Origin of the sequence: Dyadobacter tibetensis Y620-1, assembly GCF_000566685.1 — a bacterium.
GTDB classification, from domain to species: Bacteria; Bacteroidota; Bacteroidia; order Cytophagales; family Spirosomataceae; genus Dyadobacter; species Dyadobacter tibetensis.
In genome coordinates this window covers 111,655-129,353 of record NZ_AZQN01000006.1, presented here as the reverse complement: position 1 = coordinate 129,353, position 17,699 = coordinate 111,655, and the positions used below count along the sequence as shown (strand labels likewise).

Here is a 17,699-nt window from a genome sequence, read left to right as displayed (position 1 = left end):
TATTTCCCATGAAAGAGCCCACCTGGAAGTCCAGGTGGGCTCTTTCATGTATGGGCAATCTCCTGGGTTATCCTTTAGCTGGAATATATTTTCTTCGGAATTCACTCGGGCTGCACCCTTTAACCTGGCGAAACTGTCGGGCGATGTTCTTACTATCGGTGAGGCCCATATCCATCGCTATCTCAAAAACAGACATATCGGTGTCTAACAACTTTTGTGTAAACTTCTCTATTCTCAGATTAAAAATATACTTATAGATGGGGAAACCGGTAATTTCCAGGAATCGCTTTTCTAAGGCCCTACGAGATAGAGGAACCTGTTTGACGACCTCGTCTACATGAAGATTTTTTTCAATATTTTGATGAATATATTTTAAACTAGAAGCGATATGATGGTCATGCGTAGCGTAAATGTCCGTTGAATGCCTGGTTATAACCTGCAATGGAGCCACCACAATATCATAGAAAGCCTGAGTTCCTTGCTGAATCATCTGATCCATTAAGCGGCCGGCCTCATACCCTCCCTGCTCAGTATCCAGAGCTATACTCGACAAAGGTGGATCTGATAGATCGCAGATCATCTCGTCGTTGTCTACACCGAGCACGGCCACCTCTTCGGGAATGCGGATACCCACATGCCTACAGGCCTCCGTTATATGTTGCCCCTGATTATCGTCGCAGGTCATCAATCCAATAGGTTTTGGCAGGGATTTTAACCAGCGACTCAGGGAACTAGGTTTATAATACCACAATTCGGTTGAACGAGCCTTTTTATGTTCGAAGTAATGGACTTCGTGACCTGACTGGGCCAGGCGGTCTTCAAATCCTTCCGCCCTTTCTCGAGACCAGACGATATCGCCGAAACCGTAGAAAGCAAAATTAGTAAAACCCTTCTTTAGAAAATACTCCGCTCCAAGTGCGCCGGTACTTCGATAGGCCCCTGTGATATTCGGTATTTCGGTAAAGCGCTCCTTAAAATCTTGGGCGATTACGGGAATTCCCGCATCTACTATTTTCTGTATATCCTGATCATTATACAATTGGCCAATGATCCCATCGGCACCCCATTCCAGTGCCCACTTTAGAATACCGTCCATTCCTACTGTTTCTCTATGAAAAAGGGGCATACGGCAAAAAATCCAGGGACCATGTTCTTTTGAATAAGTGTTGATGCCCTTCATAAGGCTTTTGCTATACGCCTCTGCGAAATCCAGGAGAAGTATGATTTTGTACATGGTAGGGAATGATCCGTTAAGAAAAGAAAATAGACATGCCTTCAGGTAAACAAATATATATTTTCAAACCCTCCATTTACCCTTTTTCAATTAAAAATTTCTTTCAGCTTCACCGTTTCATTTTTCACCAGTGGTCTGGCCCATATACCTATACTGAAAATATAACCTAGAGATACTAGTAAAAACAACATGGCCATCTGCAAGCCAAAGATTTCGGCCAACCCACCTATAATCAAGGGTACCACCGCCCCGCCAGCTATGCCGGCACATAAGATTCCGGAGAAGGTACCGTGGTGATGAGGCACAGAGTTAAGCGCTAAAGAAAAGATGATCGAATACATCACCGAAGCAAAAAAACCGGTCAGGGGGAAGGCAATCAATGCCATATCTATGGTCCCAAAAAGAGCCACTAGCAAAGCGATGACCGCACCCGTGGTAAAAAAGATCAGTACCTGTCGGCTATCGAAGATCCGGAGCAGGACCAGCCCCAGAAAGCAGCCCACCGTAAGTAAACCCCAGAACAAGGAGATCACCGAAGCACCCTCGGTGGCAGGATCGATGCCATGATACATTTGTAAAAATTGAGAGATCCAGTTGGCAATTCCTTGCTCGGTACCCACGTAGGCAAAAATCCCCAGAAAAAACAGCCATACCGATCGCTTGGTAGAAAGGTCGTTAAAGGCTTTGCCAACATCGATTCGCTCGTCGTCGTGTAACTCGACTTTAGGAAAGCGTACCAGCACTATAATCAGCACCATACAGGCGGCAATGATGGCAAATACCCAGTATAAGGATACCCATTTCAGTGCGGCCGGGACGAGCCCATCAAGTAAGTTAAAAGGAAAGTCAGAACGGCCCTGGTGAACATTCAGCACCAAATAGCTGTAGAGCATAGGGCTCAAGAACGAGGCCCCACCAAAAAAGAGTTGACCTAATACAGAGTTGAAGGCAAAACGTGATTCGCCACCAGCCACCCGCAATAATGGATTGATTACCACCTGTAGAATGGCCATCCCAATTCCGATGATAAATAGGGAGGTAAGCGCTATGGTAAAACTTGGAATCATGGCAAATAACAAGGCTCCGGTAAAGGCCAGAAAAAAGGCTGATAAGAGCATGACCTTCTCTCCATAGCGCTCTACGAGTAAGCCCGCGGGAATAGACATGACCCCATAAGCTACAAAGAATGAGAAGGGGAGAAAGCCTGCCAAACCAATACTGAGATCGAAGCTCTGTACAATATCCGGGATTATAGGTCCGAGGATATTCGTCAAAAAAGAAATAACAAAAAATATCAGCAGGATTAATCCTACAATAAAAGCGTTACGATGCATAGACAAGTACGATAAATAAAAGGGAATCTGAACGATCCAGATCTTAACTATTCCACAAAAAAACAAGCAACAGGTCTTTCTACCTATCGTGCTTAATAACTTTGAACATTAAACGATATGATCGGCCACAGATATTTTGGGCAGGTCATCGAGCAAAGCGACTGCTCCAAGTAAGGCAATATTTTCGTTCTGAGACATTTGTATATGAAGCCTCTTTATGGTTTGAGGATAGGCAAAGTCCTGCATTGCTTCCATCATTGCAGGTCTGAAAAAATCGCTGGCCTTGGCCAATGAACCTCCTATGACGATAGCTTCCGGGTCATAAGTATATAAAAGAGTCTTGATTGCTGCGGCCAGATGTAACCCAAAGTCCCTCCAGGCTTCAATAGCACGTTGCTCACCATTCAGGGCCAGGTTATGAGTAAGAAAAGCATCCATCCCCAGCTCCCGTTCAAAAAAACGGTTGCTGGCATAATCTTCTAATATAGAATCGCGGTAAGGCAACATCCCAATTTCCCCCGCTCCACAATTATGTCCGACATACAGTTGGTTGTTAGTAATGATTCCTGATCCGATCCCTGTCCCTATTGACAGTCCAATGATGGATTGAAATGGCTGCATCTGTCCATAGCGATGCTCCCCTAGCGTAAAACAATTGACATCGTTATTAATCGCAACTGGAATATGAAATTCATCTTGCAGGATATCGCGGAGGGCTACTTCCTCCCAGGAAGGGATGTTCATAACATTATAGACTACTCCTGCGGAAGTGTCTACTACGGAAGGGACCCCAATGCCGATACCCCTTACTTCCTGATGGATTAATGGTCTGAGCAAGCCCGTAAGCTGAGATAAAGTCGCATCCAGATTATCTTTCTGCTGAAGCAACAAATGATTCTGCTGGGTTATCACCCCCTCTTTTTCTACGCCGGCACGAATATTCGTCCCCCCTATGTCTACACCTATATTCATGAAAAAAAATCAACTAAATTACAATCTAAAAAAGCCCTACTATCCCTGCATTCCCAAGCTGGGAGGAGGTAAATACGGCGCGAGTACACCCATTGCCGAGTAAGATCAGTGTACAGAAAGCTTGCTATCCCGGCTACCTTTCCCCGCGCTGTCAAAAGCCCTTAATCGGACTGTTCCGCTAACGGGCACAGGTTTGCGATAGAGGGCAGAGGTTTTTGTCGGCTCCGTTCCATCGGTGGTATACCTAATTTCCAGGCCAGGAAGGGCGACATTGGCATAAAGAAGACCTGACTCTACCTTCGCTCCAGGCATGGGAAGGCGGTAGGTGTAGCCCCCATTCAGATAGCTAAGTCGGGGAATATGTTGTTGGGCTAATGAGTTGGCAAAAACATTCCATCCGCGCTGGGTCATGGTGCTACGCTGCTCCGGGTCGGCTACCGATTCCCAGGAGCGTTCAGCCGCCCAAGCACTTTCGGCAAAGCCCAGTAGTTTGGGAAGGATAGCATACTCCATCATGTCACGACCCTTAATCGTTTCGCTCCACAACTGGGCCTCCACCCCTATTATATTTTTACGGGCTTCGGGTTTCAAAAGCTCCTTTCCATTAAATTCTTCCTTCATGGGCTTGCCCATTGCCGTTTCCTCGGTAGTACGGAACATATGGTAGGGCGCGAATAACCAGTTGTCTCTGGTGTTAACAAATCCTGCCCAGTACAGGCCTGGCTCCTTCGGATCGTTATCATAAGACATATCGAAATAGAAATTTGTTACGTTGCAAAGCACCACCTCGTAGCCCGCATTGGCCAGGCGGTTGCCCAGGTCTACATCGTATACATTATTCCAAACATAAGGCACTACGGGTCTGCCAACGAAGGCCGGGTTGACCTTATAGGTCCCGTCGGAAGTCTTGGTTAGGGCCACTTCTTCCCAGCCATGAACCTTCAGATTTCGTTTCTCCAGGCGGGGTAGTAGTTGGGAGAAAAAATAGGCCTGCAAGTTTTCTTCCCCGCCAATTTCTGGATGATCTTTCAAAAGCTGAGCTACCATAGGCGACTTACTCCAGGCTCCCTGAGCCACTTCGTCTCCACCTGTGTGGAAAGTATCCATCTTAAGCCCTGCCTGCTGGTAAAGCTTGGCCATTTCATCGACAACTTTTTCGAAGAAATGATAGGATGACTCTCTTGCAATATTGACTACATTATTCTTATAGGCTTGTGCAGAAAGATATTCAGATTTATCCTCAGGGTCAATTAGTCTGTATTCATTGGCCTCTTTCTCCTTTCCTTCTCTCATGAGGCGCTCATACCGCGCCTCCATGGCCTTAATAGCGGCCAGAGCATGGCCGGGAAAATTCAGCTCCGGGATCACTTTGATATGACGCTTATGAGCATACTTTAAGATTTCTATAAAATCGGCTTTGGTATAGTATCCACTCCCATGTTTCCCTTTTTCATACGCTACCGGACCCGACCCATAGCCTGGCTGTAAGGCGGGAGCATCCATTCCTGATACATGCTGACGCTGCCCACCCACTTCGGTGAGTTCGGGCAAGCCATCGATCTCAACCCGCCAACCCTCATCTTCAGTGGTATATAGCAGAATATGATTCACCTTATAAGTTGCCAGTAAATCCAGAATCCTGAGGACTGATGCTTTCGTTTGGAAATTACGCGCCACGTCTAGGTGCAAACTTCGAAATGAAAAACGGGGAGCATCCTCAATTTCTACATACGGGAAAGACAGCGGGTTACCTTTTGATGTCAATATATCTAAAGGAATTAATTGCAGTAGACTCTGTATGCCATAAAACACTCCAGCAGCATCGCTACCGGCTAGTTTTATACCCGTATCATTCACTTGTAATCGGTAAGCTTCTTTGTCTACCTTATTCACGGCCAAGGGTTCCATAGTCAACCGAATGCCTTTTCCTGAACCACTACCTTCCTGAGTGGAATAAATATTACCACTAGCTTCCTGTAGTTTTGAACTTAGAATTGTAGCCTCATTCTGCAGACCTTTCTGATAATATATTTTTGTTTCCTCATCGAGAGTAAATTTCCCCGAACCCTTGCGCATTCGTATTGGCTTAGGAATTATTTCTTGTAACTGATTCTTATCCAACACGGACAGCAAGGCATTATCCGCAAAACGATTTTCAGGGGAGGGAATCTTCATAAGATCCATTGCTCCTCTTAATATCTGTTCCTTTTGGGTGAAAGGGGCTATCGTAAATTTATCAACCTGAACAATTTCTTGCTCCTTTCCTTGCTCATCGTAAAATACAAAATAGAGGCCGACAGGGGCATCGCCTTCCTTAATCACTCCCTCCGTCCCATGGTATTTTATAGTGATGGAATCTCCAGAGGTCAGTGTAAAGCCAGTATTAGGCACCAACTTGTACCAATCACCATTGATATGTTCTAGGCTTCCTGGTTCTGAGTGGCTATTGGGAAGAATGGGCCGGGGAGACATATTGAAGAATAAAGCCCAATTCTTATCGTTCAATGACAGTTTACCATGATTGGCCAAGGTAAACTGGGCCTGAAAGCTTCCCTCAGGCTCCACGAAATTACTGATCAGCTTCCAGGAAACACTTATTTCTCTGGCCCCAGACCACTTCTGCGGAGATGTGCAACTGGCCAATAATACCAGGCATACTATGATCCATCCCTTAAATATCTGCATAACTTATAATTGGTGCTGTTAATATAGGGGGTAACTGCCCCATATGTTCATTTTACTATAGTACTAGCATTTGCGAAAATGATACCATTGTGGAGAATAAAGATTCACCCGCATCAACGCATGAAAAATACTACTTTCATGAACCATGGAAGCACAGCAGGGAATAGCCTGATCGCCCTGATTGACGGTATCAATGGAAACTAAACTCCATGAATCAGCCCCTCTCCGACTCCAGGCTCATCTCGCTTGACACCATGCGTGGCTATACCATTGCCGCTATGATCCTGGTAAATTTCCCGGGAAGTGATCTTTATATCTACGCACCATTGCAACATAGCCAATGGAATGGGTTAAGCTTTACCGATCTGATTGCCCCCACTTTCCTTTTTATCGTGGGCGTCTCCATAGCCCTGGCCTATAGCAAGAAAAAAGACGGACCCAAGAGACCTCTATACCGTAAAATTATTATCAGATCAGTCAAAATATTCGCTGTAGGCATGTTTCTGAATCTACTCCCGGATTTCGATTTTTCTGAACTTAGGTATACAGGCACATTACATCGCATCGCTATCGTATTTTTGGCCAGTGCCTTCTTATTCTTGAATAGCCACTGGAAGCAGCAGGCCTTCCTGGCCCTGTTTATTCTAGTCGCTTATCATATGGCTATGAATATGATTCCTACTCCCGGCTACAACCGGGCGATGCTGGACCCAGGAGTTAACTTGGCCGCCTGGGTCGACCAACAGCTATTACCAGGAACCATGTGGCAAGGAAATTGGGACCCGGAAGGAATTTTGAGTACATTCCCTTCCATTGCTACCTGTATAACCGGGATGTTGGCAGGACGAATGCTGTTGTCCAGTAACAGCCCGAATCGTGTAGCCAATTGGTTGATGTCCCTAGGCTTCGTGGGCTTAGCAACAGGATATTTCTGGGGCTTAGGTTTTCCTGTAAATGAAAATCTTTGGACCAGCTCCTTCGTAATGGTCACCAGTGGCTTTGCCTCCTTACTTCTGGGGGCCGTTTATTTCTTAGTCGATATTCTGAAACGACAAAAAGGTACTGGCCCAGCTGTTATAATGGGCGCCAATGCCATAGCCGTGTATGTATTGGCCGATATCTGGGCGCTGGTACTGTATTTACTACCTATTGAAGGAAAAACGCTGAACATGCATTTTGTAAACTGGGCTATAACTATAGGATTTGACCCGCCTTTTGCCAGCTTCTGCTATGCCTTAGCCTTCGTAATAATCAACTATATCCCTGCCTATCTGTTATATAAGAAGAAAATTTTCGTTAAACTGTAATGATAATATTCATTCCAAGTAACCCATTAATTTCTGCTCAACTGGTAGCTATGCTTAACGGGCTGGTTTTGTGGGTATACCGCATAAAGAATTTCGGCAAGCGCTTCCTTTATCTCGGGCTCCACCGCATCATTTTCGGCATATAGTCTGAATTGGTTTCTGTGGTACTCATAGGTACTGGTACCCTTGTATTGTTCGTCCAAACGTTGAGCTAAAAATGATCAGTAAAGACCGAAAAATAAGTTTATTCCTATCCATACTTTGCTATGGTTAGATGAGGGCTAGCCAGGAATAGTCGTTTCTATTCAAAGCAGATCGTCTCCCGGCATTAGCGTTATAAAAGGACTGCTAAGGCCGGGAGACGAAAAGATTAATTCATTCTAGGATTTCCTGAGCTCGGCTCATAAGTCCATCCACTCCAATCCCTCCCATTGGGCTACAGGATCATTTTTCTGGATTTTACCTGGTGTACTTCTACCCTCCTTGACATATTTTGTCAAGAGGCGCTTTAGATCGGCAGCCTTTTGCGGGTTCTGACTGTAAAGGTTATTTTCTTCAGCAGGATCCTTACTCAGGTCGAAAAGCTGATATGTAGGCAAACCCTGGAGCTCAGTCTTGGACTTGGGAAGGCTCCAGCCACCTGATCCAGGCCATACAATCAGCTTCCAGGGACCCTGACGGATAGCGAAACGCCCATCGATGGAATGATGTACTGTAGCCTCTCTAATTGGCTTAGCAGGATTAGGATTTATAAATGTAGGAGCAAAACTATAACTGTCTTCTCCCTCTTGGTCAGTCATGCGGTGACCAGCCAGTTCGGCTGCTGTGGCAAAGAAGTCGGTGGTACATATAATTTCATTGCTTACCCCTGGCTGCTTAATTCCCTGAGGCCACTTCACAATAAACGGAACGCGGTGCCCTCCTTCGTATATATCGGCCTTATGTCCCCGATAAATATAGCTAGGGTCATGACCTACTTGAGCCAGTTCTTTAAAATTGGCCTTAGGTGAGCAGCCATTATCACTGGTAAAGATGATCATCGTATTTTCACTAATACCCTTTTCCTTCAGCAACTTTTCAATCTGACCAACCAGATCATCCACCTGCAAGACAAAATCACCATAAAAGTTGGTGTTGCTGGTACCCATGAACTTAGAAGATGGCAGGATAGGTGTATGAGGTGCTGCAAGTGCATAATAGAGGAAAAATGGTTCTTTTTTGCCGGCATTTTCTGCAATAAAGGCCAGGGTTTTTTCTTGAAAATGATCCATCACATCGGTATGGTGAAAATCTGCCCCCGTAAGGCCCCTTCTCCAGAAACCCTTATCCTCCACACTAATGGTAGTATCGGTGGGAATGGTAGTCGAGCGTCCATTTTCTACATACACATAAGGTGCCATATCCAGGGATCCGGAAATCCCATAAGAATAATCAAATCCGAGATTTTTGGGCCCAAATTTTATCGGCATTGAATAGTCTACCACCGGGTGCACACCGAGGTTGTCCAGGTTTTTTTCTTCAGAACGCAACTCCCAGTCCCAGCCCAGATGCCATTTCCCAACAAAACCAGTCTTATAGCCTTTATCCTTAAGAATTTTGGCAACAGTCACCCGTTCAGGCTGTATAAGAGATTTACTAAAACCGCTTAATACACCATTCTTGAGTCTGGATCTCCAGTTATAGCGGCCGGTAAGAATTCCATAACGGGTAGGGGTACATACAGACGAACTCGTATGGGCATCGGTATAGATCATACCCGTTTTACCCATTTGGTCGATATGCTTGGTGTTAAGCTTCGACTGTGGGTTTAAGCTAGAAATATCTCCATAGCCTAAATCATCGGCTAGAATATAAATAATATTAGGGGCCTGCGCCTTCTGGCTGTACGCAGACATACTGCCTAGGATCAGTAGGGCCGCAATCGCCCAATTCTGTACATACTTCATAAACAAATTACATTAATTAGGATTTTTTAGGAATAGTCTTCATCTGAGCTAACCAACCCTCTAAAGTCGCCTTCAGGTGATTGGCTCGTTCATTGTTCTTTAATATCAAATCATTTTTTTCACTTATGTCTTCTTTTAAGTTATAGAGCTGGTACTTCTGACCAATTTTTACCAATTTCCAGTTTCCTTCCCGTACGGCTGCCTGGCGGCCGAAACTCCAATAAACAGGCCGATCTTTAACTTTCGCAGTATTCCCATACAAAATATCCTTAAAGCTAATGCCGGGTAGGTCGGTTGATGGACTTAATTTTTCTCCAATCAAATCGCAAATCGTAGGATAAATATCCATCGTCATCAGTAGTGCATTATTTTCACTCGCCTTGGTCACCCCTTTCCAGTAGGCCATTGCGGGAACGCGGTGTCCCCCTTCGTATACCTGCGACTTTTGACCCCTATAAGGAAGATTGGATCCTATCTTACTTGCACCATTATCCGAAAGAAATAAAACCAGTGTATTTTCTGCAATCTGATGATCTTCCAATGCCTGCAAAATCCTACCTACTCCTTCATCCATAATTTCAATCATTTGATGATAAACTTTCAAACTATCCTCTAATGGTTGGGGCTGGTAGCTTTTATCCCCCGTGCGGGTGGGTTTACTTTCACGATTCTGATAGGGGGCATGGGGAGCTTCGTGAGCAATATACAGGAAGAAGGGGTTCTTCTTATGCTTTTCTATAAATGCTAATGAATGTTCGGTGATCAGATCTGTGGTATAACCCTTTTCCTGATCCGGTTTTTTTCCTAGCCACCAGTCGAAATAATTTTCCTGATCATAATGGGTATGATAGTCGACATTTCCACTAACAAAACCTTTGAAGACATCGAAACCTTGATTGACAGGAGAATAGGTAGTATCATAGCCTAAGTGCCACTTGCCGACAAGACCGGTTCGGTAATCATATTTTTTCAATAATTCAGAAATAAGAATTTCTTCTTTGCCCAGACCCACATCACGGTGGTCTTTGGCCGTAATAACCCCGGTCACCCCCGTACTTTGAGGATACTTACCCGTTAGCAAGGAGGCGCGGGTAGGGCTACAAACCACTCCATTGGTATGAAAGTCCAAGAATTTTATTCCCTTTTGAGCCAATATATCTAAGTTTGGCGTTTTGATATTGGCATTGCCATAGCAGGCCAGGTCGCCATACCCTAAGTCATCGGCCATCATTATAATGATATTGGGCCTTTCCGAAACGGCAGGGGATTGTGCATATGCCGACCAGCTAAATAGGACAAAACAGCATACATATAAATATAATTTAATCATCTTAAAACAATATTATTAATTGTAACCATCATTCTGAACCCCTAAATTAGCATTATTTACAAACTCTATGGAAGGAATAGGATAAAGAAAATATGATTTTCCCGTGATAGGATGATTGGTTATTCTTTGATTCGGAAAGTTTAACCCTAGAAAATCCATTTGTTTTTGGATTACTTCCTCAAGAATCCCCCATCTGTTCAGGTCGAAATAGCGTTTCATTTCGAATGCTAATTCCACCCGTCTCTCTTTCCGTAACGCATTGCGAAAACTCGTCTGATCGGGCAGATCATTTAAACTTAAAGGGGCTAGTCCCGCATTTACCCGGGTCTTATTAAGGAGCTCAAGAGCTTCTCCACCAAGCCCGGCATTTATTTCTATAAGAGCTTCCGCCCTTGCCAACAGAATTTCTGCATAGCGAATCAAGGGAAAGTTCCAGGTGCTCAGTCCACGCAAATCCTTGGTATTATAGTATTTATTGACATAGAACAAGCTTCCATTAGGCTTAGATGGCTCAATAAAATTAGGCAGGTTATAACTTTGGACTAGTGTAGATTTCCTTTGATCATTGGGCTCCAGGGCCTGCATAAAACCATTACCAGAAGAAAGACTTCCCCCTTTTCCCTGTAAGTTTTCGTCGGTAGGCATAATGACCGCCGTACCGGCGAAGTCGGGTGGAGCTAAGGTATTACTGATGCCGCTAGTCGTATTAGCAGCCACACCACCATACTGCACCTCAAAAAAAACGTGTGGGCCATTCTCCTGAGTACCATTAAAATTGTCGGCATAGGCATTTAAAAGGCTCCCGTTGGTTAATAATAAAGCGGAATTACTTACCACTTGATCCCATTCCTCTAATTCTAAATTCACCAAAGTAAGAAGCGCTCGAGCCGATAGATTAGTAGCCATTCCAGGTTGGCTGCCCCTGCCCCCTCCTTGTTTTATGGGTAATAAACTAATGGCCTCCGTCAGATCCAGTTTGACCTGATCGTAGACCTCTTTGATTGACGCCCTGGGTCGTTCAGAATCCTCCCGGACTACAATTTCCTGTAAGATGAGTGGCACCCCACCAAAAATACGTACCAGATTAAAATAATAGAAAGCCCTCAGAAATTTGGCCTGTCCTATTAGATTGTTCTTTTGTGCTTCACTGGAAAACCCCTCCACTTTCCCAATCCTATCCAATACCGTATTGGTCCTGGTAATCCCTACATAATGCTCGGACCATATGGACTGTACGCCCCCATGCGTTTCCTCTATGATAAATATATCAGGCTCTACTTCCTTCCTCCATATCCAGCCATCATCACTGGCTAATTCCAGAATAGGAAACATATTTCCCTTATAAATATTCTGTAGGGGCTGATAGGCTCCGTTTACAGCAGTGATTATACCATTTTCGGTCGATAGCAAATCATCCAGGGCAATTTGGCCCTGTGGAGTAGGCGATAATAAGGAATCGCAGCTCAGACTTAAACTACAGATCATCAGAATTAAAATACATCTTTTCATATTTGTAAGATTAAAAATCTGCTTTGATGCTTAGTGAAAACAGTTTGGTAAGAGGATAAGGAGTATAATCTATTCCAGAGGATAACAGGCTAGCTCTGCTAGATGCCTCCGGATCCAGGCCGGTATATTGGGTAAAGGTGAGCAGATTGGTGCCCGACACAGTTAACTGCCCGCCCTGTAGGATACTCCCAGAAAATATTCGGGCAGGGAGTTTATAGGATAAACTTATATTTTTGAGCCTCACGAAGTCGGCAGATTCCAGAAACCGGGTTGATACCATAGTTGCCAGGGTAGTCGTATTTCCTCCCTGAGAAGGACGAGGCACCTTATTGCTCGGATTCTCTGGGGTCCAAAAGTCGTTGACCTCAGCAAAGTTCTGTACGAAGGGCACACTCCTTGAAAAAAGGTTCCGGGCCGTATTGTACAATTTGTTTCCAGCCGAAAAATTAAAAAATAAGGATAGAGAGAAATCACCAAGTGTCAAGGTGTTATCTATACCTCCGAACAATTTAGGATGAGGGTTACCAACAAAGGATTTATCTCCTTCGTCGAGTACACCATTTCCATTAAGATCGGCATAGCGAGGGTCTCCCGGGACGGCTCCCGACCATTTTTTAGCCTGCTCTTCTTCGCCTAACTGCCAAATGCCATCGAACTGATACATGTAAAAAGATCCTACGGGATAACCGGCCCTGGTCATATTGGCCGGCAGGTTGGACAAGGGAATCAGTTCACCAGGAATTTCGAGTGGATTGCCTATAGAATTGGCACCGATATCGAGTACCCTGTTGGTATTATGGGTTATATTAAAGTCTGTAGTCCATGAAAAATTCTTCTTTCGGATATTTCTACTAGTAATGCCGAATTCGATGCCTGTGTTTTTTAGGGAGCCAATGTTTAATATAGGATCGACGCTCACTCCTGCCGTAAGGGGTATCGGAGTAGATACCAGCAGGTCCTGAGAGCGTTTGTCATAAAAATCGATGGTAGCATGTACTCTTCCACCATATAGGGACATATCCGCTCCTATGTCAAACTGTTTCGAAGTTTCCCACTGTAAATTAGGATTGCCAATATTCTGAGGGGCATTTCCCACATTTACGGTGTTGCCATATACATACGAGGCCGCTGTGGCTCTGGTGATGAAGGCAAAGTTGCCAATATTCTGATTCCCTGTTAAACCGTAACTAACTCTAAGTTTCAAATCGTTGATTACCCGGGAACCTTTCATGAATTCCTCATCGGAAATACGCCAGGCCACCGACGCCGAAGGGAAAGTTCCAAAGCGATTCTCGGGGCCGAAACGGGATGAGCCATCCCTACGCACTGTGGCCGTCATCAAATACTTACCTTGATAGGCATAGTTTAACCTCAAAAAACCAGAGGCCAACCCGGGCACCACCGTAGATCCTGAGGCATTAAAACTGGTCTGATTCGATAGCTGATTCAGGGCATTATCCAGGGTACCACGCCCCGTGACACTATTTTCTTTGTTAAAAAACTGCTGCATTGAAAATCCGCCTAACAGGGTGAATGCATGATTTTTCACCTCTTTCTGGTAGGTTAAAAATACATCTGAAACCCAATTATATTGGTTACTGGCATTTTCCGTGACAATTCCTTCGGGTCGGTTAAACAGACCAATCTGATAAACGGGTAAATAGATATAATCACCACCATTCAATATGTCTGCTCCTGCATTGGCCGTTAACTGGAGATTCGGTGCCAGCTGGAAATCAAATTTTATATTACCCAGTAGTCGGGAAACCCTATTTATGCGGTCGGGGAGCAACAAATCGATGAGCGGATTGTCATTAGCTCCGAAATATGGGGCCGCCGTAGTGGAAATCGCCGACAAGTTCCCCTGCTCATCATAGGGCTTGGTAAAAGAATGTTGGTAGGCCAATCCCCGATATCCGCTAGCCCCCCAGCTATCATTATTTTGGAAGTTTTGCGACTGAAAACTACCGGAAAGGTTGGATGTAATCTTAATCCAATCATTTATTTTCGATTGCAAATTCAGGCGAAGACTATACGTCTGCAGGTCGGTTTTGGCCAATATCCCTTGCCGGTTAAGGTATGACACGGATCCAGAATAGATAGTTTTCTCAGTCCCCCCGCTAAAACCCAGGTTATAATTTTGTCTAAAACCTACCCGGGTGCCCAGTTTCTGCCAATCGGTATCGACCTGCCAGGCAGGATTTTCGGGATCATTATAAACAGATATATCCCTGTTGGCATTTTTAAATCCCTCAACAAATAAGAGACGTTGCTCCTCGGTAGTCATCACGTCATAGCTTTTGGATATTTTCTCAAATCCCAGGTCTGTATTAAAATTGAAGCGCACTTTCCCTGATTTCCCTTGTTTGGTAGTCACTATCACGACACCGTTGGCTGCTCTGGCCCCATATATAGCCGTAGCGGAGGCATCCTTTAATATGTCTATACTTGCTATGTCCTGAGGATTAATAGTCGAGAAATTGGTACTGAAAAGCGGGACTCCATCTACCACGATGAGCGGATCATTATTTCCGGTCACCGATCCGGTACCTCGAATGGAAATAGAGAAATTACCACTCAAATCTCCTCCTGACTGCCTAACCTGTACCCCTCCAGATCGTCCTTGCAGGGCATCGTTAAAGCCAGCCACAGGTCTGCTCTGAATTTTTTCTTCCGAAACTGATGAGACCGCCCCCGTCAAATCACTCTTTTTTTGCGTTCCATACCCTACTACCACTATCTCCTCCAACGCCTGCTTATCTTCCAGTAAGGTAATATTCAGCCGGGTTTGATTTCCAATCGTTATTTCCTGAGAAACGTAACCTACATAAGAGAATTTGAGAACCGCTGTCGTGTCGGGAACCTCCAGGCTAAACTGCCCGTCAGTCTGCGATATTACCCCCGTACTCGTACCACGGATCAAAATATTTACTCCAGGAAGTCCTTCTCCCCTCTCGTCCATTACTTTACCAGATACTCTTATCGTGAGCGGCTTGTTTGACTTGATGGCATTGTCGGCTCCCTTCTGGATAGCCTCAGGGCTAACCCCTGCCGATGATTTGCCCAGCCTGCTGGATTTTTCTTTTTTAATAATAGCATAGGTATCCTTTTTCAACAGCTTATAGGTCAGCTCGGTCCCTGATAACACAGCATCCAGATTCTCTTCGAAGCTACGGTCAAAATCGATTAGGGAAACCTTCGTTTGACGATCCTCTATGTTTTTATCTCCGAAAAGCAGATCCTGCTTGTAATACTGGCCCAGCCGTAACAGAGCATCCTGTAAACTGATGAGACTCTGACTCGCTTTTTGATTTTGTCCATAGTGGGTCAGGCTTACCGTACTCTGAGTGAATCCAAAAGGCACTGCCAGAGTTAATAGCATGGACAAGGCTATCGCAGGCCAACTTGGAGGAAGTGGTTTTTTCATTGCCAATCTGTTTAAATTGTTAAGGGGTTTGTTTAGAAATAAATATGTGGTCCTTTTTCCTAATGATCTGAAGGTCGAGCACTTGACTTATCAAATCCAACATTTCATTTTCACTTTTTGCGGTAAAAGTGCCTGAGAGCGTCAGATTTAATAGCGCCTTATCATTAACAGTGGTATGAATACTATAATTATCTTCCAGAATCTGGCTTAACTCTAAAAGGGTGGTTCTCTCAAACACAAAACGATGATCGGCCCATAAGGTATGGATGTCCGGGTTAGCAGAATGGCTTAACTTTCCCTTGTTTTTCTTATCCAATACGATTAAATCGCCCGGTTTCATGGAAACAGATTTTTCGAACTCCTCAGACTCTAGATTGAGCCGAACCTTGCCCCTCCTGAGCATTACTTTCGACCCTCTAGACCTGGCATAAACTGTAAACTCGGTTCCGAGTACTTCAATATCCAATCTATTGGGTGTCTCCACGACGAACCTTTGATGGGAAGAGGTATGAACCACGTTAAAATTGGCTTCACCAATTAAAACCACATGTCTGGTTCCGGAACCAAAGAAGTAGCGTGGCACCTTTAGTGTCGAATTGGCATTTAACACTACCGAACTCCCATCGCTCAATATCAATGATTTGATTTCTCCATTTTGGGTGCTATAAGCTTGGTATAAAAGCCGATCGCGAAATAGGTAACTCCCCATCATTACCAACAAAAGAACGGATGAAGCAACGGCCCAGTGGATAGATAGCCCTTTTACTCCTTTAGTTTTACCAGGCCCTTCTGTCGGACTATCCTCATTCATGGTACCTAACTGATGGCGTGCATGCTGATGGTAACGGTCGATGGCGCCATCCAGGTTGACCTGATATTCAGGGTACAACTGCTCGTACTCATCTAGCCACCGATAGTAGGTTTCTTCGTTGGCAATTTCCCTGGCCCACTCGTCTATCATCTTTTTTTGAATAGGAGAAGTCCTCCCAGAGAAATGACTAAAAAGCAGCTCCTTAGTGATATGGGATCTCATATTATTATGCGTAAAAAATGGTGAAGGAGGTCAGTACCAGGCTAGACTCAATGGTCTTAACTAAAGTCCCATAGACGACCAGAAGCCATTTTTGCTTTAAAAGAGTTCGAATAAATTTATTAGCTCTGTAGAGTTGAACCTCTACGGTTTTGACCGATAAATTCAACTCGCTGGCTATTTCCTGATAGCGTTTTCCTTCAAAGCGGTTCATCAGGTAGATACGGCGACGGTCTAAGGGCAAGGCCCCCACCGCATTCTGCACGTCCTGATAAAGCTCCTCAAACTGACTAATGCTTTCCGGAGTTTCAGAATTCAGCCCTTCCCACTCATCCTGGACCTCCAGATATTCCGTCCTTCTCAAATCTGATTTCAAATAATTATAGCATCTATTCCTTACGGAACGATATAGATAAAAGCGGTAGGAACTATTGATTTTGAGGAATATCTTAGCATTATAAAACTCTAGAAATATTTCTGATACGAGGTCTTCGGCCAAAGCTTTTGAGCCCACATATTTTACAGCATGACTGCATAACGGTTGAAAATACCTTCTATAAAGCAGCTCCACGCCTTTGTGAGCATCAGTACCGAAAACATGATGTATAAAAAGTTCATCGTTTTGAGGGAAAGCAGAACAGAAGGGTTCGGAATTAATAACCTGCGTCCCCGTCGCTGCTAACCTATCGCCATGATTTAATTCTGGAGTCTGGCTCATTCTTGTGAGTGATATTAGGCATCTGTTTTATGCTGTACAATCTGGCATGTACCTACAAGACATTAAATCAACTTTTATCACTTACAGCAATTGCATTTTATTTTAAAAAAATATAAAAAAAGCCAATAGAATAATTTCCCCTACTCACCTACAAAATAACCCCCGGCTCCGGCGCCAGAGGCACGGAGTCGGGGGTTAAGGTAAACT

13 protein-coding genes are annotated in these 17,699 nt (G+C 44.4%); 2 read left to right on the top strand and 11 right to left on the bottom strand.

Translation table 11 applies throughout. From position 1 onward, the window contains the following. Nucleotides 1-67 precede the first annotated feature (67 nt). The 4 genes from X939_RS0115995 to X939_RS0115975 form a co-directional block, all read right to left on the bottom strand. Complete coding sequence (locus tag X939_RS0115995; RefSeq protein WP_025764298.1) at nucleotides 68-1,234, bottom strand: AraC family transcriptional regulator; 1,167 nt, start codon at nucleotides 1,232-1,234, stop codon at nucleotides 68-70. 86 nt (nucleotides 1,235-1,320) lie between these two features. Then, the gene (locus tag X939_RS0115990) at nucleotides 1,321-2,568 is read right to left on the bottom strand and encodes an MFS transporter (protein WP_025764297.1); all 1,248 of its coding nucleotides are present in this window, start codon (nucleotides 2,566-2,568) and stop codon (nucleotides 1,321-1,323) included. 108 nt (nucleotides 2,569-2,676) lie between these two features. After that, entirely contained in the window at nucleotides 2,677-3,540 is an 864-nt protein-coding gene (locus X939_RS0115985; RefSeq protein WP_025764296.1) for an ROK family protein, read from the bottom strand. A gap of 105 nt (nucleotides 3,541-3,645) precedes the next feature. Continuing rightward, on the bottom strand, nucleotides 3,646-6,225 hold the full coding sequence (locus X939_RS0115975; RefSeq protein ID WP_025764295.1) for a family 20 glycosylhydrolase: 2,580 nt from the start codon (nucleotides 6,223-6,225) through the stop codon (nucleotides 3,646-3,648). Nucleotides 6,226-6,303: 78 nt separating this feature from the next. Between X939_RS0115975 and X939_RS24035 the strand changes: the two genes are divergently transcribed. Both X939_RS24035 and X939_RS0115965 read left to right on the top strand, forming a co-directional pair. After that, nucleotides 6,304-6,429: a hypothetical protein gene (locus X939_RS24035; protein WP_262485437.1), complete on the top strand. Its 126-nt coding sequence runs from the start codon at nucleotides 6,304-6,306 to the stop codon at nucleotides 6,427-6,429. A gap of 5 nt (nucleotides 6,430-6,434) precedes the next feature. Continuing rightward, a complete protein-coding gene (locus tag X939_RS0115965) occupies nucleotides 6,435-7,532 on the top strand; it encodes an acyltransferase family protein (RefSeq protein ID WP_025764294.1) in 1,098 nt (365 codons plus the stop codon). A 26-nt stretch (nucleotides 7,533-7,558) separates the two neighbouring features. Here the strand turns inward: X939_RS0115965 and X939_RS23660 are convergent, their stop codons facing one another. The 7 genes from X939_RS23660 to X939_RS0115930 all read right to left on the bottom strand — a co-directional run bounded on the left by X939_RS23660 (nucleotide 7,559) and on the right by X939_RS0115930 (nucleotide 17,492). Then, the gene (locus X939_RS23660) at nucleotides 7,559-7,735 is read right to left on the bottom strand and encodes a hypothetical protein (RefSeq protein ID WP_157493022.1); all 177 of its coding nucleotides are present in this window, start codon (nucleotides 7,733-7,735) and stop codon (nucleotides 7,559-7,561) included. Nucleotides 7,736-7,933: 198 nt separating this feature from the next. Then, nucleotides 7,934-9,478, bottom strand: a complete 1,545-nt coding sequence (locus X939_RS0115955; protein ID WP_025764293.1) for a sulfatase family protein — start codon at nucleotides 9,476-9,478, stop codon at nucleotides 7,934-7,936. Nucleotides 9,479-9,494: 16 nt separating this feature from the next. Further along, the gene (locus tag X939_RS0115950) at nucleotides 9,495-10,808 is read right to left on the bottom strand and encodes a sulfatase-like hydrolase/transferase (protein WP_025764292.1); all 1,314 of its coding nucleotides are present in this window, start codon (nucleotides 10,806-10,808) and stop codon (nucleotides 9,495-9,497) included. 15 nt (nucleotides 10,809-10,823) lie between these two features. Next, nucleotides 10,824-12,317, bottom strand: a complete 1,494-nt coding sequence (locus X939_RS23165) for a RagB/SusD family nutrient uptake outer membrane protein (RefSeq protein WP_025764291.1) — start codon at nucleotides 12,315-12,317, stop codon at nucleotides 10,824-10,826. A gap of 10 nt (nucleotides 12,318-12,327) precedes the next feature. Then, nucleotides 12,328-15,744 carry a SusC/RagA family TonB-linked outer membrane protein gene (locus X939_RS0115940; RefSeq protein ID WP_025764290.1) on the bottom strand — a complete coding sequence of 1,139 codons (3,417 nt, stop codon included), beginning with the start codon at nucleotides 15,742-15,744 and terminating at the stop codon, nucleotides 12,328-12,330. A gap of 19 nt (nucleotides 15,745-15,763) precedes the next feature. Continuing rightward, on the bottom strand, nucleotides 15,764-16,777 hold the full coding sequence (locus tag X939_RS0115935) for a FecR family protein (protein WP_025764289.1): 1,014 nt from the start codon (nucleotides 16,775-16,777) through the stop codon (nucleotides 15,764-15,766). A gap of 4 nt (nucleotides 16,778-16,781) precedes the next feature. Then, nucleotides 16,782-17,492 (bottom strand): RNA polymerase sigma-70 factor, encoded by a 711-nt coding sequence (locus X939_RS0115930; protein WP_025764288.1) that lies wholly within the window; start codon nucleotides 17,490-17,492, stop codon nucleotides 16,782-16,784. Nucleotides 17,493-17,699 lie beyond the last annotated feature (207 nt).

Coding starts and splice junctions, on each gene's coding strand:
- X939_RS0115985 (WP_025764296.1), bottom strand. CDS start 3,540: ATGAATATAGGTGTAGACATAGGGGGGACGAATATTCGTGCCGGCGTA.
- X939_RS0115930 (WP_025764288.1), bottom strand. CDS start 17,492: ATGAGCCAGACTCCAGAATTAAATCATGGCGATAGGTTAGCAGCGACG.
- X939_RS0115935 (WP_025764289.1), bottom strand. CDS start 16,777: ATGAGATCCCATATCACTAAGGAGCTGCTTTTTAGTCATTTCTCTGGG.
- X939_RS23165 (WP_025764291.1), bottom strand. CDS start 12,317: ATGAAAAGATGTATTTTAATTCTGATGATCTGTAGTTTAAGTCTGAGC.
- X939_RS24035 (WP_262485437.1), top strand. CDS start 6,304: ATGATACCATTGTGGAGAATAAAGATTCACCCGCATCAACGCATGAAA.
- X939_RS0115950 (WP_025764292.1), bottom strand. CDS start 10,808: ATGATTAAATTATATTTATATGTATGCTGTTTTGTCCTATTTAGCTGG.
- X939_RS0115990 (WP_025764297.1), bottom strand. CDS start 2,568: ATGCATCGTAACGCTTTTATTGTAGGATTAATCCTGCTGATATTTTTT.
- X939_RS0115995 (WP_025764298.1), bottom strand. CDS start 1,234: ATGTACAAAATCATACTTCTCCTGGATTTCGCAGAGGCGTATAGCAAA.
- X939_RS0115975 (WP_025764295.1), bottom strand. CDS start 6,225: ATGCAGATATTTAAGGGATGGATCATAGTATGCCTGGTATTATTGGCC.
- X939_RS0115940 (WP_025764290.1), bottom strand. CDS start 15,744: ATGAAAAAACCACTTCCTCCAAGTTGGCCTGCGATAGCCTTGTCCATG.
- X939_RS0115955 (WP_025764293.1), bottom strand. CDS start 9,478: ATGAAGTATGTACAGAATTGGGCGATTGCGGCCCTACTGATCCTAGGC.
- X939_RS0115965 (WP_025764294.1), top strand. CDS start 6,435: ATGAATCAGCCCCTCTCCGACTCCAGGCTCATCTCGCTTGACACCATG.